The organism is Pseudomonas sp. A-B-19, assembly GCF_019947515.1.
Taxonomy (GTDB): Bacteria; Pseudomonadota; Gammaproteobacteria; order Pseudomonadales; family Pseudomonadaceae; genus Aquipseudomonas.
Window position 1 is genome coordinate 143,056 of the sequence record NZ_JAGYGN010000013.1, and the last position, 24,655, is coordinate 167,710.

Here is a 24,655-nt window from a genome sequence, read left to right on the forward strand (position 1 = left end):
TTAACAACCGGACGTCACTGGCACTAGCTTGGTCGCGCCAGTGCCCCTGCCTGCTTCAAAATCCGCCACGCCGAAGGCCGCCTGCTTACGCACACCGATGCCCTGCGCCAGCGCACCACCTGGCACTACAACGAAGCCGGACTGATCCGGCAGCGCCAGGACGCCAACGACACAACCCTCGACTACCGCTGGGACCGCCTCGGCCAACTGATCGAACTGCGCAACGAAAACAACAGCAGCGCCAGCTTCAAGTACGACCCGGCCGGGCGCCTGCTCAAGGAAACCGGTTTCGACCAGCAGACCACCCACTACCTGTACGACCACGGCAGCAACCAACCGACCCGCCGCCTCGATGGCGACCGCGTTACCGAGTTCGAGTACGACCCGCTCGGCCGCCTGATCGCCCGCCACGCCGGGCACAAGGAAGGCCTGGAATGGCAGAGCGAAACCTTCGCCTATGACGGCAACGGCAACCTGCTGCTGGCCGAAAACGCCGCCTGCAAACTGCAATGGTTCTACGACCGCGCGGGCAACAACACCCGTGAGCATCAATACCTGCGTTATTTGCAGGAACCGCATGTAGCCATCTGGAAGCACGAATACGACACCCTTAACCAGCGCATCGCCACCACCCGCCCGGATGGTCATCGGGTCAGTTGGCTGACCTATGGCAGCGGCCATCTGCTGGCGCTGAAAGTAGATGACCAAGAACTACTGAGCTACCAACGCGACAACCTGCACCGCGAAATCGCCCGCGATCAGGGCAACGGTCTACAGCAGCGGCAAGCCTGGACGCCCAACGGCCAGTTGCAGGAACAAGCCATCGGAAAGCTCGGTGACGCTCAACGTCTGGTGGTGCGCAACTACCGGCACGACGCTGCCGGCCAACTGACCCGCATCGACGACACCCGTCGCGGCGCACTCAGCTATCGCTACGACCCGCTCGGTCGCCTGCTCGCCGCGCAAACCATCAGCGGCGAAGAGGCCTTCGCCTTCGACCCGGCCAGCAACCTGCTGGATCCGCAGACACCGCGCCGTCCCAATCAATACGGCCCATCCAAGCTGCTGGACAACCTGTTGCGCGACTACGTCGGTACCCACTACAGCTACGACGAACGCGGCAACCTCAAGGAACGCCTGCACAACGGCAAAAAATCCCACTTTACCTGGGACCTGCACGACCGCCTGATCGGCTACGCAGACGACCGACTCACCGTCACCTTCGCCTACGACGCACTGGGCCGACGGCTGTTCAAACTGTCCAAAGCCAAATACCACGACCGCCGCGAAGCCGGGCCGATGTGGAACAAGCTGGAGCGGGCCAAGCTCGATGAACAGTACGGTTGTGGCTACACCCTCTATGGTTGGGACGGGGATGTGCTGGCCTTCGAAAGCCGCAACAACGACAAGAACGAACGCCTGACCCACTACTTTTTCGAACCGGGCAGTTTTGTGCCGGTGGCGCAGGCGGTGGAGCAATGCAGCATCCAACTGCTGCCTGAGCCGGTCTATGAGGGCGCTTACGACATCGACCGTGACCCGGTGTGGCAGCACAAACCTAAAGTGGTGACGTTCAGCACCCTCGCCTGGTACCAGTGCGATCACCTCGGCACGCCGATGGAGCTGACCGACGAACAGGGTGATATCGCCTGGAGTGGGGTCTACAAGGTCTGGGGCTTGGCCAAGGAGCAACGCAGCGAGACCGCCAAGCGCGCGGATGTGCGCAATCCACTGCGCTTTCAGGGGCAGTACTTCGATGTGGAAACCGGGCTGCACTACAACCGTCATCGGTACTATGATCCGCAGACCGGGCGGTTTATCGGCAAGGATCCGATTGGGTTTGCGGGTGGGCTGAATATCTATGCCTATGCGCCAAATCCAGTTGGGTGGATTGACCCGCTCGGGCTGGCAGCCAACAGAGGAAGAATCCAAGCTCAAGGGACAAAACTTGAACAGTCGGTAAGTTGGAACCAAGACTCACCACTTACCGCTGCTGATGCAAAACTAAAACTGGATGAACTCAAGGGAAAACTAGGCCGTCAAGATTTGAGAGCTCGGGAAGAAGCCTTCGGCAAAACCGAGCGTTTTATTGATAATGCTTGCGCCTGTGGTGGTGTTAGCGCCCCCGTGAGCAAGACATTTATGGTGAGAGATACCGCACACGAACGTGTGGATATAGAAGTCACCTCTGGAACAGCATTTACGGATAAATAATATGTTTAACGACTACCTATCCACTCCAAGCACATACAAAAAACTTGAAAAACACATCAAAGAAACCTTTGTCGAGCTTGCATTTTCATACAACATAAATATGGAGAGCTTTATTACTCCTTTTTATAACACAACCTTTTCCAACGGAACTCCCTTTATGGACGCCAACCCCATATTTTCGGTCAAACACAAAAAAACAGGAAACATATTAAAAATAGTTCTGGATGAAGACCTCAGCAAAACCATTCTTACCACTAAAAAATCAGGACTAGGGTATGAAACATCCATCATTTCCGCTCAAAAGAACCTCATCTCAATTAAAAATGAAATATCTAAATGGCTCAACACACTTACCACTTAAATTGGTCATTCTCTATCGACAGTGCCCACACACTAGCCTAATCATCAGTAACCACCACAATCCTTCAATCTAAAAAACGAGACGAGTCAGTATGAATAACCTCCCATTGTGCAAAGAAATGGAGCGTTGAGCGATACGATAGAAAATGTAACAGATATATTCCGGGAGTAGGAATATGTGACTCTATTTAGAGACACTAAAGATGGTTCCTGGTACTCCGCAGACAAAACAGAACATGGAGGAAGTTCATGGAAATTATTTTCAGAGTCAAGGAGCACTGAAGCTCTTGAGTGGATCGCGGACCTCAATGATCAAGGAGAGATAATGAAAGAAAAACACAAAGGCTCGACAGGACGCTCCATTGATCTTAAAAACTAAAGTGCCAGGATAAAAAATGATCAACTCGGCAAAAGAGTTTATTGACCTTCTTAACAGCGGCATTGAAATGGACAGAGAGAGAGCCGTCACCGACAAGGCAAGTGATTCTGTGTGGGAGGATGTAATTTTAAATTATCCAGATTATGAAATTTTCATACTACAAAACGAAACCATTTCACCGTCAACCATAAAAACCCTGTCAAAAAGCCTAAATTGGAAAACAAGGCATGGAGTCGCAAAAAAAAGAAAGTCAGGGACTGAAATACTAACCTATCTCTCAAATGACGAAGACCCCATCGTCAGACAGGCAATTGCGTCAAACCAAAAAACACCCTATGCGATACTAAAAAAATTATGTTTTGATAACGATGACAGGGTTAGTCGTGTCGCTAATTACAACATCAAACTTCGCCCACGACAGCAGACATCCGACGGCTAAAAATATAACTAACCACGCCCAAAGTCTTTGAGGGTCGCAAACCTTATACCAGTGCGATCACCTCGGCACGCCGATGGAGCTGACCGACGAACAGGGTGATATCGCCTGGAGTGGGGTCTACAAGGCCTGGGGCTTGGCCAAGGAGCAGCGCAGCGAGGCTGCCAAGCGCGCGGATGTGCGCAATCCACTGCGCTTTCAAGGCCAGTACTTCGATGTGGAAACCGGGCTGCACTACAACCGCTATCGGTACTATGATCCGCAGGTCGGGCGGTTTATCGGCAAGGATCCGATTGGGTTTGCGGGTGATCTAAATGTCTATGCCTATGCGCCGAATCCGGTTGACTGGATTGATCCGATTGGCCTCGCCAAAAAGAAAGGCGGATCAGGCGGAACCCCAAAGCAAGCTCAAACCAAAGTTAAAAGAGATCAAGCACCGCCTGAGATTGTACGAATTGACGCACCGGAACAGAGCGTACCCAACAGTCAGTGGCATGCACATTGCCAGTGCGGGTCAGGCTACAATCTTGATGGGACAATTCATGACAAAGGCAAGGGCGATGTAATCTTTTCCAATAAAACAATCGACTGGCTAAACAATCACGGCTGGGGAATACCGAAAAAATGAAACTTACAGACCTATATAACTCCATAATCAGCCAAGAGCCATATAACGACTTGGATATATTTTTTGAGAACCACGATAGCTTTGAAGAAATCCCACTCATATCAAGATACAGCAGAGCAGACCTGCTTTCAGAGTTGCTGGGAAAAAGTAATACTCTAGATTTCCTGATCGGATTTTCCGTATTCCTGCTAAACACAATAAATACTTTAGCGCGAGCAAGAAATATAAAAAAAGACGAGCTATTCATTGCAATAACATTCACAGACTTTGGCGACGCCTGCGAAAATCAATGCATTATTCCAAACATATTCATCTATCCAAATCAAAACGAAGCCAACGACTTGAAAATGCACTTAAAGCAAAACCACCCCGACAAAAAATCTATCGAACTCACAACAATTCAAGAGCACTTCTCAACATGCAATTTTAAAGATAGCTTCATATTTTATGAAAGTAGGTTTTTTGACCAAGCTTGCAATGAGGATATCGTAAGGATATATGCCATCCCTAAACAATTTCATGAAAGATAACGGTATAGCTATTGTTGGAGACCGTATGAGAACCATCATCCGCCTCGGCGACACCACCGACCACGGTGGAGTTGTCACCGAATCCATCCCCCACACCAACCTCAACGGCAAGCCCATGGCCGGCAAAGGCCACATAGTGATGTGCCCCTTATGCAAAGGCCCTTTCCCGATTGCCGAAGGCAGCAGCACCTATTCCGTCAACGGAATACCCGTGGCTTTAGATGGCATGAAGACTACCTGTGGTGCCACCCTGATCGCCAGCGGCTCGCGCGGTGCCGTGCATCGCTGACCGGCGCCCCGCTCTTTAACAACTGGACGACCCCGGCATTAGCTTGATCGCGCTAAGGCCTTTGCCTGCGAAGAGTGGCAGACCGAATCCTTCGCCTACGACGGCAATGGCAACCTGCTACTGGCCGAAAACGCCGCCTGCAAACCACAAGATCTTCGATACATCGGAAATTTTGGGGTTGCTTCGCAGCCCAACGGGGCAGCGCGGCGTTCCGACAAGCCCCCTCGTCACAGCTTGCTCCCACAAAGGTACCGGTTACGTATCTCAATGTGTACAGCCCCGCCCCCGACACACCCCGCACTCAAAACTCCGCCACAACGACACACCGCAGATACACCCCATTGATGAAATACGCCTGTCGATTGGCCATGCCGGTCAAACGCTCAACTCACCGGGCACGCCGTTGCGCCGTCTCCCTGACCTGAAAGAGATCAACGTCCATGAGCACCTCCATTTCTTCGGCCGTCAAAGGCCTGCACCTGAATCTCGACCGTGCCGGCGACTGGGTTGCGCCTTTGGCGTTGCGGGTGTTCCTCGCCTGGGAGTTCTTCGAGTCGGGCCTTGAGAAATTCAACGGCCAGAACTGGTTCACCGATATCCAGGAGCGCTTTCCGTTTCCGTTCGACCACCTTCCGGCGACGTTGAACTGGGATCTGTCGATGTGGGCCGAACTGATCTTTTCCATGACCTTGCTGCTGGGCCTGGGCACGCGTTTTTCGGCGTTGAGCCTGATGGTGGTGACCCTCGTCGCAACCGCCGCCATCCATTGGCCCGCCGACTGGCACACCCTGAGCGAACTTGCCCAAGGGTATGCCATCAGCAACAAGGGTTACGGCAACTTCAAGCTGCCATTGATCTACCTGGTGGCCTTCACGCCGCTGCTGCTGTCGGGTGGCGGCAAGCTCAGCATCGATGCGCTGCTGGCTCGTTGCTTCTGGCGCCGCTGAAACGAAACCTGCAACGCAGGCACCAGGGTGCTTACTTGACCAGCCTGGTTTCCCTGGACGGCCGATAACCAAAATAGGAGCTGTAGCACTTGCTGAAATGGCTGGGAGAAACGAAACCACAGGCGACCGAGACTTCGACGATGGTCAGTGTGGTGTGCTGCAGCAAACGCCGCGCCTCGGTGATGCGCAAGTCCATGTAATAGCGTTGCGGTGTGCTACCCAGTTGCTCCTTGAACAGACGCTCGATCTGCCGGCGAGAGCGCCCTGCGTAGAGGCACAGCGTCTCCATTTCCAGGGGCTCCTCCAGATTGGCGTCCATCAGGTTGACCACCTCTCTGAGCGGACCACTGACTGATACGTTCAGCGACGGCTTGATGCGCCGGTAGCGTGAAGCCTCGAACGCCAGAATGTCCTCGATACCATCGGTCAGTGCCTTGTCGTACAACCCCCGGATCCACTCCAGGGCCATGTAGAACGTACCGGTCGGGCTCGACGCTGTCAGGCGGTCACGGTCCACCACGTAGGCTTCGCTGGTGACCTGGGTCAGCCTGGCAATTTCCGCCAGTGCCGGGCGGTGTTCCGGGTGAATCGCACAGCGATAACCATCGAGCAACCCGGCGCGCCCGAGAAACCATGCACCGTTCCATACACCAGCCAGGGTAACGCCCTGCTCCGCCGCGTCTTGCAGAAGGCCGATCAATGCCTCGTCGGCGTGCAGATGGGTGCGGTACCCGCCACAGACCACCAGCAGGTCGAGGTTCTGGATCTCGGCATGACTGAGGCAGGCGTCGGGACGGATGACCAGGCCCAGATCACTGATCACCTCGGCGTTCTTCAGGCCGAAGGTTTTCGTTGAAAACAGCTCGGGCCTTAACAGGTTGGCCGTTACGACCGTATCCAGCGCCTGGGTAAACGCCGGCAACGAGAAATGCTCCAGCAACAGGAAACCCGCACGCGCCTGCAAAACGGGTTGGCCTTCATGCTCTTTGAGGAAGCGAAGGTTTTTGCCTTTCATCGCTCCACTGAACTGACGTCGCTCTACCAACACTCGCCTCGCTTCGTCCTGTCGACGAACCCGTGAATATCCCCTGGCGCCGAACATTCGGCGCCTGCACTGTTTACGCAAATTGAGAGCCTTGAGCAAGCCAGTCTTTTGCCGCGCCCCTTAAACCAGTTTGCGCGGGGAATGGTGCTGAAAGGCAATCGCCACGGAAATCTGCACCGCCATGCAGACCAGGGCAATGGTCTGCATGGACGCGACCCACCTGACGAGCCGCCTCGCGCCGACGCGAACCCCGGTCGATACTGCACAGGCCTCCCCTTCACCGAGGAAACAAACATGTCACTGACTCTTTACTTCCACCCGCTCTCGTCCTTCTGCCACAAAGCGCTGATCGCGCTCTATGAACTGAACATCGCGTTTGAAAAAAGGATTATCGACCTGGGCAACGATGCCGACCGGGCCGAACTTCAGGCGCTGTGGCCGATTGGCAAATTCCCGGTGCTGCGCGATCACGCCCGGCAAAAGGTTGTACCGGAGTCGAGTGTGATCATTGAGTACCTGGACCGGATTCATCCCGGCCGGGCGCAGCTGATGGCGCACGATTGGGAAGCAGCCCTGGAAGTACGCCTGTGGGATCGTTTTTTTGACCTGCACATCCAGGTGCCGATGCAGAAAATCGTCGCTGACCGAATCAATGCCACCAACGGCGACCTGACCCGCGAACGCACCGCGCTGACAACGGCGTACGGCATGCTTGAACGTCAACTGGCAACAAGAACCTGGGTGGCCAGCCCGGCGTTCAGCATGGCCGATTGCGCCGCCGCCCCGGCGCTGTTCTACGCCAGCACCCTCGTGCCGTTTCCCGACGATTACCAACACTTGAGTGCTTATTTCGACAGGTTGGTCCAGAGGCCCTCGGTCACGCGCGTGATCGACGAGGCAAGGCCGTATTTTTCCTGGTATCCGTTTGCCGAGGCCATCCCGGAGCGCTTTCGGTAGAGGCGGACAACCGGCGCAAAAACGCAAAAACCGACGAATATTAACCGCCGGTCGGGTGTTATCTTATTACGCAGGAATAAAAATGGCAGGGGCGGCTGGATTCGAACCAACGCATGGCAGGATCAAAACCTGCTGCCTTACCGCTTGGCGACGCCCCTGTATCTGTTGCGATGAGTGCCTGGCACTCGCTTTCTTGAGTGGCAACAAGAGCTGTTGCCTGCTTGCGCTGAAGGTTCCCTGAGGGCCTTTGCAAGAGTGGGCGCAATTTACCAACTTTTTCCTCGTCTGGGAAGCCCCAACAAAACAATTTGTTTTTTTAAAACAGACGCTTAGTGTCGAACCGAATCTCGGCGGGTGGTCGACACAGGTTCAGCCCGACCAGGTCTGCTACGCTTTTCCTTACCCGAATGGAATCGGGAATTGTTTGCGCACCACCCTTCCCCTTGCCATCTGAGGGCGCCAATGTGAAAGGCAAATTCATGACTCCCGCTGCAACCCTCCTGGTGGTCGGGGCCGCGATCTATGGGCTGAACACCTGGGAACACATCCAGAGCCAGCGACAGGAAACGGTCTGCAAGGCCGCTCGGGAGCATCTCAATCGCCTGGAAACCCAGACGCGGGCCTTGGCCTCCGGGTTGACGGTCGAAGCCTATGCCGAAGCCGAAAAAGCCGAAGCCGGCCAGTTGGTTTTAGCGCTCGATACCGCAAAAGATGCAGCCGAGATCGATGCCGTCATCGACAAGCACGCTGCGGCCATCCAGGCGCAGATAACGGCCGAGGACGCAGAGGTCCAGTCCAAGGGCGAGCAACCCTTCCTCGGTCAGGAACTGAAAAAGCAACGCATCCCCACCGACGTCAAACAGGAATACAAACGAGCTGAAAAAGCCGTCGCCGAAACCTGCGGATAGTTTCAACCACCAGCTCCAGGTTTGTCGCCAGCGTCTAGACTTCAGCAAAAGCAGGTTGCAATCAGACTCCGCGTTTATAACAAGATCCTGTAAAAAACGAGGGGGTCTCGACCTTGAAAATATCAACCCTCTGCGCTATCGCGAGCCTGCTGGTGTCGGTCGCGGTGTCTGCCAACGGCGTCATTCCTGTCCTCGAAATGGACTTCACACGGTCCGCGATGGAGACCCTGAAAAACATCGGTATCGACGACGCGTGCATCATCGGCGCTTCGAGCCCCGCTACGTTCACCTTCTGCCGGGAAGGATCGATGACACTCTGGAAATATCAGGCACTGGACCTGGAACAAATGGCGGCGATACACAGTGATGCACAGCGGCCCACAACGGCTTACCAGCCGATTTCTGTCCTGGAGTTCGAGAGCGCGGCCTGTGAACACGAGTACAGCCTGTCCGCCACCAAAAAACCGGCAACGATACGTTGGCTGATCCTTGGCCTGATGGCTATTTCGCTGCTGACCGGATTGGGTTACACCTATCTGGCCATTGTGCAGCGCCGCCATGACGCCATCGCATACTCGCAACCCCATGAGCAAGCGTCGGGCGATTTACAGGCAACCGCACAAACAAAAGCCCTGGCGGCGTTTGGTCTGGCCCTTGCCGTGGCATTCGTTTACTTCAAATACGCAGGGTATTGAACAACCGGTGAGCGCGCCGTTGCGGCGCGCTCACCGGTCACTCAGTGCGGCGCGCGCGGGATGGTCTTGAGCAGGTCTTCGGGGCTGATGTGCCCTACCACGCTGCCCGGTTGCGGCAGGTTGAGGATGTGGCCCTTCATCTTGCCGATGATGTGCATTTCACAAGGCTTGCAGTCGAACTTCAGCGTCAGCACTTCATCGCCGTGGATCAGTTGCATCGGTGCAACCTTGGTGCGCACGCCGGTCACGCCCTTGGCCTGTTTCGGGCACAGGTTGAAGGAAAAGCGCAGGCAATGCTTGGTGATCATCACCGGTACCTCGCCGGTCTCCTCGTGGGCCTCGTAGGCCGCATCGATCAGCTTGACGCCATGACGGTGATAAAAGTCGCGAGCTTTCTGGTTGTAGACATTGGCCAGGAACGACAGGTGCGACTCCGGGTACACCGGCGGCGGGCTGGTTTCGGCTTTACGGCTGCCACGTGGGTGGGCGGCGACCCGCGCGTCGGTCAGGGCTTCAATCACTTCACGGCGCAAGGCCTTGAGCTGCGAGTTCGGGATGAAGTACGCCTGCGGCGCGTCCAGCTTGATGTCGATGGCGTGGTACTGCGTAGTGCCCAGTTGACCGAGCAGATCCTGCAATTGCTCCAGCGCCTGCTCCGGTTTGTTGGCGGCGCCGAACGGGCCGTTCAGGGTGACACTGGCACTGATGCCTTCTTCGCTGGTAGCGGTCAGCTCCAGCTGTTCTTCACGCAGGCGAGCGACCCAGCTCAGGGCGATACGACGCTCGGCAGAGGTCTTTTGCAGCGCCTGTTGCCAGTTGTGATCGAGGTTTCGATTCAGCGGATGGTTGGGGCGCAGCTTGTACATCCCCTCCGGCATCTCGTTGGGCTCGACGCGATAGCGATAGCGCTTCTCGCCGTCCTCCTCGAACTCGCCTTTGGGTTCGGCGATATTGGCGCGAAAACCCACCACTTCACGCTTGACCAGCACGTTGAGGCCGTCGCCGTTGGACAGTGGCTCGTGCGTCACGACCTGCATGTCACGCTTGGCGACTTTCTCGACCACGCCCACTGGCAGACCGGTGAAGGTCGGCGAGTCAAAGGCGCCGATATCGATCTTGCGGTCAGTGACGAAGTAATCGGTGCTGCCACGGTGGAAGGTTTTTTCCGGGTCGGGCAGGAAGAAGTGCGCGGTGCGGCCGCTGGAGGCGCGGGCCAGGTCCGGACGGTCTTCGAGCACGGCGTCGAGGCGCTGGCGGTAGTAGGCGGTGATGTTTTTCACATAGCCCATGTCCTTGTAGCGACCCTCGATCTTGAACGAACGCACGCCGGCCTCGACCAGGGCGCGGATGTTGGCGCTCTGGTTGTTGTCCTTCATCGACAGCAGGTGCTTTTCGTAGGCGATCACGCCACCCTTTTCGTCCTTGAGGGTGTACGGCAGACGGCAGGCTTGCGAGCAGTCGCCACGGTTGGCGCTGCGCCCGGTCTGGGCGTGGGAAATATTGCACTGACCGGAAAACGCCACGCACAACGCGCCATGGATAAAGAACTCGATGGCCGCGTCGGTTTCGTCGGCGATGGCACGGATCTCCTGGAGGTTCAGCTCGCGGGCCAGCACCAACTGTGAGAAGCCAGCCTGATCGAGGAACTTCGCCCGCTCCAGGGTACGAATGTCGGTCTGGGTACTGGCGTGCAGTTCGATTGGCGGAATGTCCAGTTCCATCACCCCCAGATCCTGGACGATCAGCGCATCGACGCCGGCATCGTACAACTGATGGATCAGCTGGCGGGCCGGTTCCAGTTCGTTGTCGTGCAGAATCGTGTTGATGGTGGTGAACACCCGGGCGTGATAGCGACGGGCGAATTCCACCAATTGGGCGATATCGCTCACTTCGTTGCAGGCATTGTGGCGGGCGCCGAAGCTCGGGCCACCGATGTACACGGCATCGGCACCATGCAGGATGGCCTCGCGGGCGATGCTCACATCGCGGGCAGGGCTGAGCAATTCCAGGTGATGTTTGGGCAAAGACATAGTTTTTTTAGTCAGGCTTGTCACGGTCGAGGCGTGCATTGTAGCGGCGAAACGCCTGACCGGCACCCGTATGCTGCCGGGTGGCGTTTCGGGCAGGCCTGGTGTACCTCAACCCCTGTAGGAGCGAGCCTGCTCGCTCCTACATTTGATCGGCGTCGACCACAAATCCAGCCAACAACCAAAATTCCCTGTGGGAGCGAGCTTGCTCGCGATAGCGGCAGGACATCCAGAATTGATGTCGACTGACACACCGCCATCGCGAGCAAGCTCGCTCCCACATTTGTTCGGCATCGACCACAAATCCAGCCCATGCCCAGGTTTTTTTTGTTGCTGTATTTAGGCCTTGGCCGCCATCGCGGTCACTTCCACGCGCATGCCTTCAACCGCCAGGGAGGCCACGCCAACGGCGGCGCGTACCGGCCATGGTTTGGCAAAGTAGCGTTTGTAGACCTCGTTGAACGCGGCGCGGTCGGCCATGTCGGTGAGGTAGATGGTCAGGTGCATCACACGGTCCATGGAACTGCCGGCACGCTCCAGCGCAACCTTCAGCGCTTGCAGGGTGCATTCGCTTTGCAGGGTGATGTCACCCAGTTCCAGGCTGCCGTCGGCGCGGGTGGGGATCTGGGTGGAGACCAGCACACCGCCGAAACCTGCGACGTCGGAGGAAATCGAATCGGCATCGGGATCGGGGGTAAAGGTCAGGTCGTGGTTTGCCATTGCAGGTTCTCTTGCTTGAAAGGGTAAGGCGAGCGCCTTTTACGCGGCCAGTTTACAGGGCGATCCCTGGCGCGTCGCTAATCCAGGCCGGCTGCTCGTGGCCGGTGGCCTGGCGGTACTGGCGCGGGGTTAAACGTCCATCACTTGAAAAAATCACTCGGCGTCTTGCCGAACTGCTTCTTGAACATGGTCGTGAACGCGCTCGGGCTGTCGTATCCCAGCTCTCCGGCAATGTCGATGATCTTCTCGCCGACGGCGATGCGTTCCAGCGCCAGCAGCAGTCGCGCTTGCTGGCGCCATTGGCCGAAGGTCATGCCGGTTTCCTTGCGAAACCTGCGCTGGATGGTTTTGGCGTCGAGGCTCAACCGGGCGCTCCAGTCCGACAACGTCGAGCCATCCCCGGGGTCACGCTGCAACGCGCCACAGATCAGGTTGATCCGTGGATCGGCGGGCTGTGGCAGGTTCAACGGCAAGATCGGCAGGATCGTCAGTTCATCCAGAATCAGGCGCAGCACCCGGGCTTCCCGCGAGTCCGGATCGCAGTTGAAATCGAAATCGACCGAGACCTTGATCAGCTCACTGAGCAATGCGGACACACTCACTGCCCGGGTTTGGGCGGGTAGATCCGGGCTTGCGTCGGGGCGCACGAACACGCTGCGCATCTTGATCGCCCCCACACAGCGAATCGAGTGCACCTCACCACTGGGCATCCAGATGCCACGGCTCGGTGGCACCGTCCATTGGCTGGTGGCGGTGTGCACCACCATCACACCTTCGATGGCATAGATCAGTTGATGTTTTTCATGGGAATGCGGCGCGATAAACCAGTTTTCCGGGTAGTCGGTCGCGCTGCTGCGGACGCTCCAGCCGCCCTGGTCGATCTCTGCCAGAAATGTCTTTAATGGTTTGATCATGACGCCCTTTTTTAGATAGTCCATGCCCGAGTTGCGCGAGACGGGCATCTTCAGGGCCCATAGCATAACGCCGAACCCTGAAATGGGCTGCGCCTTGCGTGCGCAGTTCACGTTTTTTATCCGGAAGATCGCCCATGTCGACCACCACCCTCAGTTCACCGTCACCCATCGCTTCGGTGGCCAGCCAGGCCAGCCCCCTGGTCATGCGCGTCATCGGCGCCTGCGCGCTGGCGCACCTGATCAATGACTTGATCCAGGCTGTGCTGCCGTCGATCTACCCGATGCTCAAGACCAGTTATGGCCTGAGTTTCACCCAGGTCGGGCTGATCACCCTGACCTTCCAGCTCACGGCTTCACTGCTGCAACCGTGGATCGGTTTCTACACCGACCGTCATCCCAAGCCGTGGCTGTTGCCGGCCGGCATGGTCTGCACCCTGATCGGTATTCTGATGCTGTCGATGGTCGGCAGTTTCCCGGCCATTCTCGTGGCCTCGGCGCTGGTGGGCGTCGGCTCGTCGACCTTTCACCCGGAGACCTCGCGGGTGGCGCGCCTGGCCTCGGGCGGTCGCTACGGCCTGGCGCAGTCGACCTTTCAGGTCGGTGGCAACGCCGGCAGCGCCTTCGGCCCATTGCTGGCCGCCGCGATCGTCATTCCCTATGGCCAGGGCAACGTCGCCTGGTTCGGTCTGTTCGCGGTGTTCGCCATCCTCGTGCAGTACGGACTGAGCCGCTGGTACCGCCATCACCTGAATCTGTTCAAACTCAAGCAAGGCAGCAAGGCCACCCACGGCCTGTCCAAGCGGCGGGTAACGTTCGCCCTGGTGGTGCTGGCGCTACTGGTGTTCTCCAAATACTTCTACATGGCCAGCTTCACCAGTTACTTCACCTTCTACCTGATCGAGAAATTCGACCTGTCGGTGGCCAGCTCGCAGTTGTACCTGTTCCTGTTCCTGGGTGCCGTCGCCGCGGGCACCTTCTTCGGTGGCCCGATCGGTGACCGCATCGGCCGTAAACAGGTGATCTGGTTTTCAATTCTCGGTGCCGCACCCTTCACCCTCGCCCTGCCCTACGTCGACCTGTTCTGGACGGGCGTGCTGAGCATGATCATCGGCTTCATCCTCGCCTCGGCGTTCTCGGCCATCGTGGTCTTCGCCCAGGAACTGGTGCCCGGCAACGTCGGGATGATCGCCGGGGTGTTCTTCGGCCTGATGTTCGGTTTCGGCGGGATTGGCGCGGCGCTGCTCGGACATCTGGCGGATATCCATGGCATCGAGTATGTCTACACGCTGTGTTCGTACCTGCCGTTGCTCGGAATTCTCACCATACTGTTGCCGTCTACTGGACAACGCCCGTCGAGAGCGTGAATAGCCATCAGGAGGAACCCCCATGAAAATCGTAGTCACCAGCGTGTTTGTCGATGATCAGGCCAAGGCGCTGGCCTTCTACCGGGATGTGCTGGGTTTTGAACTCAAGCACGACATTCCCATGGGCGAACATCGCTGGCTGACACTGACATCCCCCGGCGACCCCAATGGCGTCGAGCTGCTGCTGGAGCCCAATGCCCACACCGCAGCAAAAACCTACCAGAGCGCGATCAAGCAGGACGGCATACCCTGCACCTTTTTCGGCGTCGAAGACGTGCACGCCGAATATGCCCGGCTCAGCGCCGCGGGCGTTCAATTCACCCGCCCGCCGACGGTGACGGGACCGGTCACCCTCGCGGTACTGGACGACACCTGCGGCAATCTCATCCAGATCGTCCAGCACAACTCGACTGCCTGATCATTTCTGCTACCAGTCCTGTAGCACTCGGTAACACCCGGCCCCAATGCGGTGCGTCTTTTAAACGCCTTGCCGTCCGCCACCCCGCGCCACACGGGGCCACCCGCCATGGCGTACTTTGTGCATCCAAAGGCCATCTTCCGCTGCCTGTAGCCGCCATGCGCCCCAAGGAACTGAAACTCTGGACCACCGGAGTCGCCCACCTGCTCGACCTGCCTGCCGGGCATGGGCGGCTGTCGGGGTTGAGCCACTGGATCCGGCAAATCTGCCCGGTCGATCACTTCGTGTTGTTTGTCTACGAAGGCAATCACCGGCCACTGGCGTTGTTCGATACGTTCTCGGCGGACAAACGCGCGGTGTATGTCGACGACTATCAGTGCGGGCCTTACCTGCTCGATCCGTTCTACCTGGCGTGTACCCGTGGGCAGGCGCCGGGGCTGTGGCGTCTGCGCCAGTTCGCCCCCGACCACTTCTACCTCGGCGAGTACTTCCTGACCTATTACCAGCAGACGGGTCTGGCCGAAGAAGTGGCGTTTTTCGTCGACCTCGGCGACGGTGCCACGGCGGTGTTGTCGTTGATGCGTTCCAGCGCCAGCTGTGCATTCAGCCGGGACGAAATGCAGTTGGTCGAATGCGCGCAAGCGGTGGTCGAACAGGTCATCAACGAAGCCTGGCGCTTGCGTCAGGCCCAGCAACCGCGACCGGCGCAGGACCTGGACTTCAAGATCCGCGAAGCCTTCGACCATTTCGGCGCGCACATCCTCACCGGCCGCGAGCAGGAGATTGTCCAACTGTTGCTGCGCGGCCACTCCAGTGCCTCGGTGGCCGAACAACTGAACATCAGCCCCGGCACGGTGAAGATTCACCGCAAGAACATCTACGCCAAGCTGGGGATTGGCAGCCAGTCGGAATTGCTGGGGTTGTTTATTCGGGAGTTGACGGAGGATCCGTTGCAGGCGCCCGGCCTCAAGCTGCAAGCCTGAAAAACAGACCACCACCTCCCCTCGGTAGGAGCTGCCGCAGGCTGCGATCTTTTGATCTTCGGCATTTAAGACCGGATCAGGATCAAAAGATCGCAGCCTGCGGCAGCTCCTACAGGGGATAGCGATTAATCCGTTGGGTCGAGCTGATCCAGCACGCGGTTCACCGCCAACTCCCCTAGCATGATCACCTGCGCAATCCCCAACAGCGCATTGCGGCTTGTCCCCTCCAGATGATCCACCAGATCGTTGGCCATGACATTGGCCGACGCCAGCGACTCACAGGCGTGCACCAACAAGGTTTCGGTATTGAGTTCGGGATTGACGATGAACATCGTGCTGGGCTTGCGCGGCGTCGCCATGATGTGGGGGCCGGGGTTGAGGTCGAGGCTTTCGCACGGAGATGCCGGATCGGTGTCCGGCGGGTTGGGTGTGACTTTGAACATAGTGAAACTCCTTGTACCGTAAAAAGGAGCCATCACTCTCACGCTACCAAACGTAGGGTGGTGGCCATACGCAGGTTGGTAGACCGGGTACAAGGAAACCGGCGCGCCCGAAGGCACCCTGTGCATGGCCACCATGTAGCAGAGCAAAAAATGCTGCTGATAGTGACGCATTGCACCTTGTAACACCGGGCTACCAAACCCGATCACTGTTGTTATTCAGCGACCGGCAAACGATAAAACCCAGCCCCAAGGCGCACAAGCCGGCGGATTCTGGCGTACCTGTAGGCAACGACGCAAGGTGGTGTAGCCTTCGCGAAGTAACTCCGGGTGTCTTTAAACACGCATCTGCATTTTGTAGGAGCGAGCTTGCTCGCGATGGGCTCAAGAGCGCTGCGTTAAGCCAGTCATCACGCGTATTCGTTAACGTCCATCGCGAGCAAGCTCGCTCCTACAACAAGCTGCTCCTATCCCCCAAGGGATATATACACCGCAAAACCCCGATTGCTAGTTTGGCCCCCGACGCACTGACTCATCACTGCAAGGGAGCCCGCCTCGTGAACAACAGCGTGAACGACACCCCGCCAAGCGATATCGAATTCTGCAATGTGGTCAAACGCTATGGCGAGGTGCAGGCCGTCAGCGGTCTGGATTTTGCGGTGCGGCGTGGCTCGTTTCATTCCTTTCTCGGTGGTTCGGGGTGTGGCAAGACCACCACCTTGCGCATGATTGCAGGCTTCGAACAGCCCACCAGCGGTGAGGTGCGGTTGGCCGGCAAAAGTGTGGCTGGGGTGCCGGCGTTCGAGCGACCGGTGAACATGGTGTTCCAGCATTACGCGCTGTTCCCGCACCTGACCGTGGCGCAGAACATTGCCTACGGCCTGCGCTACCGCACCCCGCGCCCGGACAAAAAACAGCAACTGCGCATGGCCGATGAAGCGCTGGAGATGGTGCGTCTGAGCGGTTTTGGCCAGCGCAAACCGAGTGAATTATCCGGCGGCCAGCAACAGCGTGTCGCCCTCGCCCGCGCCTTGGTCAACAAGCCTACGGTGTTGCTGCTCGACGAGCCGCTGGCCGCGCTGGACCGCAAGCTGCGCAAGGAGATGCAATCGGAATTGCTGCGCCTGCAACGGGAGGTCGGCATCACCTTCGTGCTGGTCACCCACGACCAGGAGGAGGCCCTGTCGATGAGCGACAGCATCAGCGTGATGCACAACGGTTCGATCATCCAGACCGCCACCCCGGAACAACTCTACGAAGCTCCGGCCAGCCGTTACGTGGCTGACTTTATCGGCGAGTCCAACCTGTTCGACGGCACCGTGCGCCAGCTCAACGGCCACTCGGTGGTGCTGCGCACCGAGCAAGGACTGGAACTGACCAGCCCGCTGACACCTACCGGCAAGGGCCTGAGCGCCAACGCCGCCGGTTGCATCGCCGTGCGCCCGGAGCTGATCAGCATCGCCGGCGCCAATGCCGAGATGAGCCGCGAAGTGAAGCTGCCGGGCTGCGTCGAAGACCGCATCTACCTGGGCAATTGCACCGAATACCGCGTGCGCACCCAGGTATTCGGGGTGGTGTGCGTGCGGGTGCCTCGCCAGCAGGATCACGGCGCCAATGCATTCGAACACGGCGCGTCAGTGCGCGTCGGCTGGGATCACGCCAATGGTCTGGCCATGGCGTTGTAAATCACCGATTCGTTTCATCAACCGGATATGGAGCGTGCTATGGACCAGAAGACTTTTATAAAAACCCTGCGCAGCTGGCAGAACGGCTCGATCAGCCGCCGCGACTTCCTGGGCCGCACCGGCCTTGGGATCGCCGCAGCCGTGGTCGCCACCAACATGCCCGGCCTGTTGACCTCCACCGCCGAGGCTGCCGAGCAGACCAGACTCGGTGATCGCCTGTCGCTGGCAACCTGGCCGAACTACCACAGCCAGGAAAACCTCGACGCTTTCGCCAAGACCACCGGCGCCCGGGTGTCGATGAGCGTATTCGGTTCCAACGAAGAAATGCTCGCCAAATTGCAGGCCGGCGGCAGTGGCTGGGACGTGCTGGTGCCGACCAACTACACCATCAGCACCTACGTCGGCCTGGGCCTGATCGAACCGCTGGACCTGTCGCGCATTCCCAACTTCGACGCCTCGGCGTTCCAGCAGAAATTCATGGCCCAGGGCACGGTAGACGGCAAGGTCTACGCGGTGCCGAAAAACTGGGGCACCACCGGCATGCTCTACGACACCGGCAAACTGAAAAACGGCCCGACCAGTTGGAAGGAATTCTGGGTCGCTGCCCAAGGCCCGGCCAGTGGCCGCACGATGGTCCACGACTACCAGTTGACCGCCATCGGCAACGCGCTGAAGAGCTTCGGCTACAGCTTCAATTCCCTGGACCCGAAGGAACTGGCCGATGCGGAAAAACTGCTGATCGAGGTCAAGCCGCACCTGTTTGCGATCAACTCCGACATCCAGCCATCGATGCGCAGCGGTGATGCGTGGCTGGCGATGTCCTGGACCGGCGACGCCTCGCAGCTGCACCGCGACAACGCGCAAATGCAGTTCGAACTGGGCAAGGAAGGCGGCGAGCTGTGGAGCGACTTCTTCGCGATTCCAAAAAGCTCGGAGCACAAGGACGCCGCCTACGCGTTCATCAACTACCTGCTCGACCCGCAGCACAACAAGCTCGAAGTGCTGAGCCACGGCTACCCGAGCGGCGACAAGCGTGTCGACGCGCTGCTGCCGGTGGCGATGCTCGACGATCCGATCATGTACCCGGCCGCCGAGGCCCTGAGCCCGCTGGAGTTCGGTGCCGCCGCGACGCTGACCAGCCCGGCGCGCGCCGAACTGATGGCGCGTTTCAAGTCCGCCTGATCGCCTGACCATGGCCAATGAGGAGTTACCCATGAATGCCGCCGCCCACCCGCAAACGGTGCAGCCGGACCGTGCCCTGCCGGTCGAGGTTCGCCAACGGCGCAGCCTGGGCCGGCGCATCACCCTGCTGATGCTCTTGCCCTCGACCCTGTGGTTCTTGCTGCTGTTGTTGATGCCGCTGGTGATCATCCTGGTCTTCAGTTTCGGCGAGCGCAGCGCGGTGGGCGGTTACGCCGGCGGCTTCACCCTGGCCAACTACCTGAACCTCGGTTCGCGCGGCGCAGCGTTCAGCAACACGCTGATGCTCGCGCCGCTGGGCACCCTGGTGTGCCTGGTGGCGGCGTATCCTCTGGCGTATTTCCTCGCGGTCAAGGTCACACGGAACCGCTCGCTATTGCTGACCCTGGTGATCGTGCCGTTCTGGACCAGTTTCCTGATCCGCACCTATGCATGGATTTTCATCCTCAGCGGCAAAGGCATTCCGGCACTGCTGGCCAGCCTGGGGCTTGAGGATGTGCGGCTGATCAATACGCCGTGGGCGGTGCTGATCGGCATCGTCTACGGCTACCTGCCGCTGATGGTGTTCCCGATCTACGTCAGCCTGGAAAAACTCGACAAGCGCCTGCTCGAAGCCTCGGCGGATTTGGGTGCCAGCGCTTTCGAAAGCTTGCGGCGGATCACCCTGCCGCTGTCCGCGCCGGGGATCATTACCGGGGTGATGCTGGTGTTCATCCTGTTGATGGGCGAGTTCCTGATCCCGGCCATTCTCGGCGGCGGCAAGGTGTTTTTTGTCGGCAATGCGCTGGTCGACCTGTTCCTGCAGTCGCGCAACTGGCCGTTCGGCAGCGCGCTGGCCATGACGCTGGTGGCGATGATGCTGCTGATCATCGGCGTGTATCTGAAACTGGTGGCGCGCTACGGCGGCCGCCCTGCCGACGGAGGTCTGTGACATGTGGCTGCGCAGCTATTCCACTTCGCTGTACCTGTTCCTCTACGCACCGATTGCCTTGATCGTACTGTTCAGCTTCAACGCCGGGCGCAGTGGCCTGGCGTTCCAGTGCTGCTCGGTGCAATGGTTCGGCACCGCGTTCGGCAACCCGTTCATCATGGAAGCCCTGGGCAACAGCGCGCTGATTGCCGCAAGTTCGGCGGTGATTGCCACGCTGTTCGGCACCCTGGCGGTGTTCGGCTTACAGCGCTGCGGCGCCAAGGTACGCCTGCTGTTCGATGCCCTGACCTACTGCGCGATCATCGTGCCGGGCATCGTCATCGGCATCTCGACGCTGATAGCCTTCATCAGCCTGTTCGACCTGATCAACCCGTTGCTGGCGAGCTGGTTGCCGACGGTGCCGAAGTTGAGCATGGGGTTCTTCACCGTGATCGCCGCGCATTCGCTGTTCACCATGGCCCTGGTGATGGTGATCGTGCGCAGCCGCGTCGATTCGCTGGACAAGGCCTTGCTGGAAGCCTCGGCGGACCTGTACGCGCCACCGATGGACACCTTCTGGCGGGTGACCCTGCCGCAGATCAGCCCGGCGATCATGGCCGGGTTCCTGCTGGCGTTCACCTTCAGCTTCGACGATTTCATCATCGCGTTCTTCGTCGCCGGTTCCGAAACGACGTTGCCGATCTATATCTTTTCCTCCATCCGCCGCGGCGTGACGCCAGAGATCAACGCGATTTCCACGGTGATCATCTGCGTGTCGCTGGCCCTGCTGTTCACTTCCCGCCATCTGCAAAACCGCCGTACCGGCGTCCAGGAGTCTCACCATGCGTGATCAGCTTTACATCAACGGCGAATGGGTCAACCCGGACCTGGGCGGCTATCTGGACGTGATCGACCCGGCCACCGAACAGGCCTTCCACCGCGTGGCGGCGGGTACCGAAGAGGACGTCGACCATGCCGTGCGCGCGGCCCGGCGCGCCTTTGACAATGGCTGGAGCCAGACCAGCGGCGCCGAACGTGCGCAATGGCTGGAGGCATTGGCCGATGAATTGGAAAGCAGCAAACAGGCATTGTCGGAGCTGGAAGTGCGCGACAACGGCAAACCGCTGCCCGAAGCACAGTGGGACATCGGCGATGCGATTGGTTGCTTTCGCTACTACGCCGGTTTGGCCCGCGAACTGGACCAGCAACAGGACCAGCCACTGGCCTTGCCGGATGAGCGTTTTCGCTGCCGCATCCGCCACGAGCCGATTGGCGTCGCCGGGCAGATCATCCCGTGGAATTACCCACTGTTGATGGCCGCGTGGAAAGTCGCTCCAGCCTTGGCCGCCGGGGCCACGGTGGTGTTGAAACCGTCCGAACTGACGCCGCTGACCGCTCTGGAACTGGCCGCCGCCGCTGACCGTATCGGCCTGCCAGCCGGGGTGCTGAACGTGGTCACCGGCCTCGGCGCCGACGCCGGCAGCCCGCTCACCGAACACCCGGGTGTGGACAAACTGGCCTTCACCGGCAGCGTGCCCACCGGGGCGAAAATCATGTCGGCGGCGTCGCGGGACATCAAGAACATCAGCCTGGAACTGGGTGGCAAGTCTGCCTTCATCGTGTTCGATGACGCTGATGTCGACGCAGCCGTGGAGTGGATTCTGTTCGGGATTTTCTGGAACCAGGGTCAGGTGTGCAGCGCCACGTCACGCCTGCTGGTGCAGGAAACCATCGCCCCGCGCCTGATCGAGCGGCTGGTGGAAGAAACCCGCAAGATCAGCATTGGCCCTGGCATGCAGCCCGGCGTGCTGCTGGGGCCGCTGGTCAGCCAGGGTCAGTACGACAAGGTGCTCGGCTTCATCGACCAGGGCCTGGCCAGCGGCGCCCGTTTGCTCACGGGTGGACGGCGCCCTGCTGATTTAAACGAAGGTTATTTCATCGAACCCGCCATCTTCGACGAACCCGGCCACAGCAGCATCTTGTGGCGCGAAGAAGTGTTCGGCCCGGTGCTGTGCATCAAGCGCTTCAAGACCGAAGAGCAAGCGGTGCAAATGGCCAACGCCAGCCGCTTCGGCCTGGCCGCCGCCGTGATGAGCGCTGACTTGCAACGCACCGCCCGGGTCGCCAACCAGTTGCGCGCCGGGATCGTCTGGGTCAACTGCTCGCAACCGACCTTCGTCGAAGCGCCCTGGGGCGGCATGAAGCACAGCGGCATCGGCCGCGAACTGGGCCAATGGGGGTTGCACAATTATCTGGAGGTCAAGCAGGTGACCGAGTACGTCAGTGACCAGCCTTGGGGGTGGTATTTGAAGTAAACGGGTCGACTGTAGGAGCGAGCCTGCCCGCGATAGCGGTGGGTCAGTCGACATCTCTGTTGAATGTACTGGCCTCATCGCGGGCAAGCCCGCTCCCACAGGATTAGCGGGTGTATGCAAAATCTGCGACCGACCGAAATTACTGTGGGAGCGAGCTTGCTCGCGATGACGGCATGACAGACACCCACAAAGTGACTGCCAGACCGCCATCGCGAGCAAGCTCGCTCCCACATTTGTATTGCGGTGTGGCGCAACTTTTTGTGCAACACCCGGTGCCCGGCAGGCTTGTGACAACGGGTTATCAACGCGTAACTTGATTGACCTGCCCTTCGAGAAACGCCGGAGTTGATCCATGCGCATCGCCTTGCTGTCCGACATGCACCTGTCCGTCAACGCGATCCCCTTTCCCGCCGTGGATGCCGATATTGTCGTGCTCGCCGGGGACATCGCCCGCCCGGCCAAGGCCATCGAGTGGGCCAGGGCGTGCCCGGTTCCGCTGCTGTACGTGGCGGGCAATCACGAGTTTTATGGCAGTGACCTGGTTTCCACCCATGAACAGTTGAACAGCCTGGCGCAAGGTACACAGATCCACATTCTGGAACGTTCGGAGTACCTCCACGACGGCGTACGTTTTCTCGGTTGCACGCTGTGGTCTGACTATCGCCTTCTCGACAGCCCCGAGGCTCGGGCGTTGGGCATCGATCTGGCGACCCAACTGATCCGCGACTTCAGCCACATCAGGATCGCCCCCGATTTTCCCGACCTGTTCACGCCAGCCATTTCCCAACTGGTGTTTCTGCAGACCGTCGCCTGGCTGGAAGACTGTTTCACCCGCGACAGCAGCACGCCCACGGTGGTGGTCTCGCATTTCGCCCCGACCCGGTCGAGCATCAGCCCGACCTTTGCCGGCTCGCCGATCAACTCAAGTTTTGTCTCGGACCTCCAAGCGCGGATCCAAGACTGGCAGCCGACACTGTGGCTGCATGGCCACACCCATGGCAGCTTCGATTATCGGGTGGGCAACACCCGCGTGGTGTGCAACCCCCGGGGCTATGCCAAAAATGGCATCAATGAAAACCCTGATTTCGATGAGGCCTTCGTGATCGATCTGGAGTTCTGAGGTAACGCTCGGATCGACAGTCCGCACCCGATGGAACGCCAGCAACCCGCTACACTTTCCTCGCTCCGCCGCTGCACCCCAGCGGCCCAAACCCCTGACATCTGATCTGGAGGTATCCCATGAGCGACAGCAGCGAACTCACCACCTTTACCGGCTGGGCCGCCACGGCAGCGGGCGCGCCACTGGAACCCTTCAGCTACGATCCCGGTCCGCTGGGTAGCGATGAGGTGGAAGTCGCCGTGGAATATTGCGGTGTCTGCCACTCCGACCAGTCGCTGATCGACAACGACTGGGGCATCAGCAGCTACCCCTTTATTCCCGGTCACGAGGTGGTCGGCCGTATCGTGCGGGTGGGCGACCAGGTGCGTGGCCTGGAAATGGGTCAACGAGTGGGCATCGGTTGGTACAAGGGCAGTTGCATGCATTGCACTTCCTGTATCGAAGGCTCGCATAACCTGTGTCGCACCGTGCAACCGACCATCATCGGCAGCAACGGCGGTTTTGCCGACCGCATTCGCTCCCACTGGGCCTGGGCCCTGCCGATCCCGGCGGGGCTCGATCCGGCGATGGCCGGGCCGTTGTTCTGTGCCGGCTCGACCGTGTTCAACCCGCTGGTGGAGTTCGGCATCAAGCCCACTGACCGGGTTGGCGTGGAGGGCATCGGCGGCCTCGGTCACCTGGCGCTGCGCTTCCTGAACGCCTGGGGCTGCGAAGTCACCGCCTTCACCTCATCGCTGAGCAAGCAGGACGAAGCCAGGCGCCTGGGTGCGCACAAGGTGGTCGCCTCGACCGATACCGATGCGCTCAATGCCATTGCCGGCACCCTGGATTTTCTCCTGGTCACCGCCAACGCCAACCTCGACTGGACCGCCATGCTCGCCACCCTGCGCGGCAAGGGTCGCCTGCACTTTGTCGGCGTCGTGCCCGATGCCATCCCGGTGCACGTGTTCAACCTGATTCCCCAGCAAAAAGTCTTGTCCGCCTCACCGGTCGGCTCACCGGCCAACACCGCGATGATGCTGGAGTTCTGCGCTCGTCATCAGATCCTGCCGCAGGTCGAGATGTTTCCCATGAGCCGGATCAACGAAGCCATCGATCATTTGCGCAACGGCAAGGCGCGCTACCGCGTGGTGCTGGATGCCAGTCAGTGACAGGAGACGAACGAAGACTG

At 59.1% G+C, this 24,655-nt stretch carries 25 protein-coding genes, 1 tRNA gene and 1 pseudogene; 20 read left to right on the forward strand and 7 right to left on the reverse strand.

Going from position 1 to position 24,655, the window contains the following annotated elements; translation table 11 throughout:
- Nucleotides 1-579 (reverse strand): hypothetical protein, encoded by a 579-nt coding sequence (locus KGA81_RS30230; RefSeq protein ID WP_411736560.1) that lies wholly within the window; start codon nucleotides 577-579, stop codon nucleotides 1-3.
- Here KGA81_RS30230 and KGA81_RS16525 point away from each other — a divergent pair.
- The 7 genes and pseudogenes from KGA81_RS16525 (at nucleotide 565) to KGA81_RS16555 (ending at nucleotide 5,783) form a co-directional block, all read left to right on the forward strand.
- Nucleotides 565-2,214 (forward strand): RHS repeat-associated core domain-containing protein, encoded by a 1,650-nt coding sequence (locus KGA81_RS16525; RefSeq protein WP_223547256.1) that lies wholly within the window; start codon nucleotides 565-567, stop codon nucleotides 2,212-2,214. The two genes, KGA81_RS30230 and KGA81_RS16525, sit on opposite strands and share 15 nt — an antisense overlap.
- 1 nt (nucleotide 2,215) lies before the next feature.
- Nucleotides 2,216-2,575, forward strand: coding sequence for a hypothetical protein (locus KGA81_RS16530; protein WP_223547257.1), 360 nt, complete (start codon nucleotides 2,216-2,218; stop codon nucleotides 2,573-2,575).
- Nucleotides 2,576-2,969: 394 nt separating this feature from the next.
- A complete protein-coding gene (locus tag KGA81_RS16535) occupies nucleotides 2,970-3,392 on the forward strand; it encodes a hypothetical protein (RefSeq protein WP_223547258.1) in 423 nt (140 codons plus the stop codon).
- A gap of 55 nt (nucleotides 3,393-3,447) precedes the next feature.
- Nucleotides 3,448-4,017 (forward strand): annotated as a pseudogene (locus tag KGA81_RS16540) (RHS repeat domain-containing protein); the annotation flags it as partial.
- On the forward strand, nucleotides 4,014-4,547 hold the full coding sequence (locus KGA81_RS16545; RefSeq protein WP_223547260.1) for an Imm15 family immunity protein: 534 nt from the start codon (nucleotides 4,014-4,016) through the stop codon (nucleotides 4,545-4,547). The pseudogene KGA81_RS16540 and the gene KGA81_RS16545, both read left to right, overlap by 4 nt.
- A gap of 25 nt (nucleotides 4,548-4,572) precedes the next feature.
- Nucleotides 4,573-4,836, forward strand: coding sequence for a PAAR domain-containing protein (locus tag KGA81_RS16550; RefSeq protein WP_223547261.1), 264 nt, complete (start codon nucleotides 4,573-4,575; stop codon nucleotides 4,834-4,836).
- Between the two features lie 440 nt (nucleotides 4,837-5,276).
- Nucleotides 5,277-5,783, forward strand: a complete 507-nt coding sequence (locus KGA81_RS16555; RefSeq protein ID WP_223547262.1) for a DoxX family protein — start codon at nucleotides 5,277-5,279, stop codon at nucleotides 5,781-5,783.
- A 31-nt stretch (nucleotides 5,784-5,814) separates the two neighbouring features.
- On the opposite strand, the gene KGA81_RS16560 is transcribed toward KGA81_RS16555, so the two are convergent.
- Complete coding sequence (locus KGA81_RS16560; RefSeq protein WP_223547263.1) at nucleotides 5,815-6,828, reverse strand: GlxA family transcriptional regulator; 1,014 nt, start codon at nucleotides 6,826-6,828, stop codon at nucleotides 5,815-5,817.
- A 294-nt stretch (nucleotides 6,829-7,122) separates the two neighbouring features.
- Here KGA81_RS16560 and KGA81_RS16565 point away from each other — a divergent pair, with 294 nt between their 5' ends.
- Nucleotides 7,123-7,785, forward strand: coding sequence for a glutathione S-transferase family protein (locus KGA81_RS16565; RefSeq protein WP_223547264.1), 663 nt, complete (start codon nucleotides 7,123-7,125; stop codon nucleotides 7,783-7,785).
- 83 nt (nucleotides 7,786-7,868) lie between these two features.
- On the opposite strand, the gene KGA81_RS16570 is transcribed toward KGA81_RS16565, so the two are convergent.
- Nucleotides 7,869-7,943: transfer RNA gene (locus KGA81_RS16570), tRNA-Gln, on the reverse strand.
- Nucleotides 7,944-8,264: 321 nt separating this feature from the next.
- On the opposite strand from KGA81_RS16570, the gene KGA81_RS16575 reads away from it, so the two are divergent.
- Both KGA81_RS16575 and KGA81_RS16580 read left to right on the forward strand, forming a co-directional pair.
- Nucleotides 8,265-8,693, forward strand: a complete 429-nt coding sequence (locus tag KGA81_RS16575) for a hypothetical protein (protein WP_223547265.1) — start codon at nucleotides 8,265-8,267, stop codon at nucleotides 8,691-8,693.
- Nucleotides 8,694-8,806: 113 nt separating this feature from the next.
- Nucleotides 8,807-9,388 (forward strand): hypothetical protein, encoded by a 582-nt coding sequence (locus KGA81_RS16580; protein ID WP_223547266.1) that lies wholly within the window; start codon nucleotides 8,807-8,809, stop codon nucleotides 9,386-9,388.
- A gap of 41 nt (nucleotides 9,389-9,429) precedes the next feature.
- Here KGA81_RS16580 and KGA81_RS16585 read toward each other — a convergent pair whose 3' ends face one another.
- The 3 genes from KGA81_RS16585 to KGA81_RS16595 all read right to left on the reverse strand — a co-directional run bounded on the left by KGA81_RS16585 (nucleotide 9,430) and on the right by KGA81_RS16595 (nucleotide 13,049).
- The gene (locus KGA81_RS16585) at nucleotides 9,430-11,418 is read right to left on the reverse strand and encodes a peptidase U32 family protein (RefSeq protein WP_223547267.1); all 1,989 of its coding nucleotides are present in this window, start codon (nucleotides 11,416-11,418) and stop codon (nucleotides 9,430-9,432) included.
- A 336-nt stretch (nucleotides 11,419-11,754) separates the two neighbouring features.
- Complete coding sequence (locus tag KGA81_RS16590; RefSeq protein WP_223547268.1) at nucleotides 11,755-12,135, reverse strand: RidA family protein; 381 nt, start codon at nucleotides 12,133-12,135, stop codon at nucleotides 11,755-11,757.
- Between the two features lie 140 nt (nucleotides 12,136-12,275).
- Nucleotides 12,276-13,049 carry an AraC family transcriptional regulator gene (locus tag KGA81_RS16595; protein WP_223547269.1) on the reverse strand — a complete coding sequence of 258 codons (774 nt, stop codon included), beginning with the start codon at nucleotides 13,047-13,049 and terminating at the stop codon, nucleotides 12,276-12,278.
- 134 nt (nucleotides 13,050-13,183) lie between these two features.
- Between KGA81_RS16595 and KGA81_RS16600 the strand changes: the two genes are divergently transcribed.
- From KGA81_RS16600 to KGA81_RS16610, 3 genes are all read left to right on the forward strand, one after another.
- A complete protein-coding gene (locus KGA81_RS16600) occupies nucleotides 13,184-14,413 on the forward strand; it encodes an MFS transporter (RefSeq protein ID WP_317850791.1) in 1,230 nt (409 codons plus the stop codon).
- A 22-nt stretch (nucleotides 14,414-14,435) separates the two neighbouring features.
- Nucleotides 14,436-14,831 (forward strand): VOC family protein, encoded by a 396-nt coding sequence (locus KGA81_RS16605; RefSeq protein WP_223547270.1) that lies wholly within the window; start codon nucleotides 14,436-14,438, stop codon nucleotides 14,829-14,831.
- A gap of 158 nt (nucleotides 14,832-14,989) precedes the next feature.
- The gene (locus tag KGA81_RS16610; RefSeq protein WP_223547271.1) at nucleotides 14,990-15,814 is read left to right on the forward strand and encodes a response regulator transcription factor; all 825 of its coding nucleotides are present in this window, start codon (nucleotides 14,990-14,992) and stop codon (nucleotides 15,812-15,814) included.
- 125 nt (nucleotides 15,815-15,939) lie between these two features.
- Here KGA81_RS16610 and KGA81_RS16615 read toward each other — a convergent pair whose 3' ends face one another.
- A complete protein-coding gene (locus KGA81_RS16615; RefSeq protein ID WP_223547272.1) occupies nucleotides 15,940-16,257 on the reverse strand; it encodes a DUF6124 family protein in 318 nt (105 codons plus the stop codon).
- 554 nt (nucleotides 16,258-16,811) lie between these two features.
- Here KGA81_RS16615 and KGA81_RS16620 point away from each other — a divergent pair.
- The 7 genes from KGA81_RS16620 (at nucleotide 16,812) to ahr (ending at nucleotide 24,635) form a co-directional block, all read left to right on the forward strand.
- On the forward strand, nucleotides 16,812-17,939 hold the full coding sequence (locus KGA81_RS16620; RefSeq protein ID WP_223547273.1) for an ABC transporter ATP-binding protein: 1,128 nt from the start codon (nucleotides 16,812-16,814) through the stop codon (nucleotides 17,937-17,939).
- Between the two features lie 39 nt (nucleotides 17,940-17,978).
- Entirely contained in the window at nucleotides 17,979-19,121 is a 1,143-nt protein-coding gene (locus KGA81_RS16625; RefSeq protein ID WP_223547274.1) for a PotD/PotF family extracellular solute-binding protein, read from the forward strand.
- A gap of 31 nt (nucleotides 19,122-19,152) precedes the next feature.
- Nucleotides 19,153-20,070, forward strand: a complete 918-nt coding sequence (locus tag KGA81_RS16630; RefSeq protein WP_223547275.1) for an ABC transporter permease — start codon at nucleotides 19,153-19,155, stop codon at nucleotides 20,068-20,070.
- Between the two features lies 1 nt (nucleotide 20,071).
- A complete protein-coding gene (locus tag KGA81_RS16635; protein WP_223547276.1) occupies nucleotides 20,072-20,899 on the forward strand; it encodes an ABC transporter permease in 828 nt (275 codons plus the stop codon).
- Nucleotides 20,892-22,364 carry an aldehyde dehydrogenase family protein gene (locus KGA81_RS16640; RefSeq protein ID WP_223547277.1) on the forward strand — a complete coding sequence of 491 codons (1,473 nt, stop codon included), beginning with the start codon at nucleotides 20,892-20,894 and terminating at the stop codon, nucleotides 22,362-22,364. The genes KGA81_RS16635 and KGA81_RS16640 overlap by 8 nt, the downstream gene beginning before the upstream one ends.
- A gap of 352 nt (nucleotides 22,365-22,716) precedes the next feature.
- Complete coding sequence (locus KGA81_RS16645; RefSeq protein ID WP_223547278.1) at nucleotides 22,717-23,484, forward strand: metallophosphoesterase; 768 nt, start codon at nucleotides 22,717-22,719, stop codon at nucleotides 23,482-23,484.
- 119 nt (nucleotides 23,485-23,603) lie between these two features.
- The gene (gene ahr / locus KGA81_RS16650; RefSeq protein WP_223547279.1) at nucleotides 23,604-24,635 is read left to right on the forward strand and encodes an NADPH-dependent aldehyde reductase Ahr; all 1,032 of its coding nucleotides are present in this window, start codon (nucleotides 23,604-23,606) and stop codon (nucleotides 24,633-24,635) included.
- Nucleotides 24,636-24,655: the final 20 nt, after the last annotated feature.

Coding starts and splice junctions, on each gene's coding strand:
- KGA81_RS16635 (WP_223547276.1), top strand. CDS start 20,072: ATGTGGCTGCGCAGCTATTCCACTTCGCTGTACCTGTTCCTCTACGCA.
- KGA81_RS16545 (WP_223547260.1), top strand. CDS start 4,014: ATGAAACTTACAGACCTATATAACTCCATAATCAGCCAAGAGCCATAT.
- KGA81_RS16625 (WP_223547274.1), top strand. CDS start 17,979: ATGGACCAGAAGACTTTTATAAAAACCCTGCGCAGCTGGCAGAACGGC.
- KGA81_RS16590 (WP_223547268.1), bottom strand. CDS start 12,135: ATGGCAAACCACGACCTGACCTTTACCCCCGATCCCGATGCCGATTCG.
- KGA81_RS16555 (WP_223547262.1), top strand. CDS start 5,277: ATGAGCACCTCCATTTCTTCGGCCGTCAAAGGCCTGCACCTGAATCTC.
- KGA81_RS16610 (WP_223547271.1), top strand. CDS start 14,990: ATGCGCCCCAAGGAACTGAAACTCTGGACCACCGGAGTCGCCCACCTG.
- ahr (WP_223547279.1), top strand. CDS start 23,604: ATGAGCGACAGCAGCGAACTCACCACCTTTACCGGCTGGGCCGCCACG.
- KGA81_RS16640 (WP_223547277.1), top strand. CDS start 20,892: ATGCGTGATCAGCTTTACATCAACGGCGAATGGGTCAACCCGGACCTG.
- KGA81_RS16565 (WP_223547264.1), top strand. CDS start 7,123: ATGTCACTGACTCTTTACTTCCACCCGCTCTCGTCCTTCTGCCACAAA.
- KGA81_RS16605 (WP_223547270.1), top strand. CDS start 14,436: ATGAAAATCGTAGTCACCAGCGTGTTTGTCGATGATCAGGCCAAGGCG.
- KGA81_RS16615 (WP_223547272.1), bottom strand. CDS start 16,257: ATGTTCAAAGTCACACCCAACCCGCCGGACACCGATCCGGCATCTCCG.
- KGA81_RS16600 (WP_317850791.1), top strand. CDS start 13,184: ATGTCGACCACCACCCTCAGTTCACCGTCACCCATCGCTTCGGTGGCC.
- KGA81_RS16535 (WP_223547258.1), top strand. CDS start 2,970: ATGATCAACTCGGCAAAAGAGTTTATTGACCTTCTTAACAGCGGCATT.
- KGA81_RS16585 (WP_223547267.1), bottom strand. CDS start 11,418: ATGTCTTTGCCCAAACATCACCTGGAATTGCTCAGCCCTGCCCGCGAT.
- KGA81_RS16530 (WP_223547257.1), top strand. CDS start 2,216: ATGTTTAACGACTACCTATCCACTCCAAGCACATACAAAAAACTTGAA.
- KGA81_RS16550 (WP_223547261.1), top strand. CDS start 4,573: ATGAGAACCATCATCCGCCTCGGCGACACCACCGACCACGGTGGAGTT.
- KGA81_RS16645 (WP_223547278.1), top strand. CDS start 22,717: ATGCGCATCGCCTTGCTGTCCGACATGCACCTGTCCGTCAACGCGATC.
- KGA81_RS30230 (WP_411736560.1), bottom strand. CDS start 579: ATGCGGTTCCTGCAAATAACGCAGGTATTGATGCTCACGGGTGTTGTT.
- KGA81_RS16595 (WP_223547269.1), bottom strand. CDS start 13,049: ATGATCAAACCATTAAAGACATTTCTGGCAGAGATCGACCAGGGCGGC.
- KGA81_RS16575 (WP_223547265.1), top strand. CDS start 8,265: ATGACTCCCGCTGCAACCCTCCTGGTGGTCGGGGCCGCGATCTATGGG.
- KGA81_RS16630 (WP_223547275.1), top strand. CDS start 19,153: ATGAATGCCGCCGCCCACCCGCAAACGGTGCAGCCGGACCGTGCCCTG.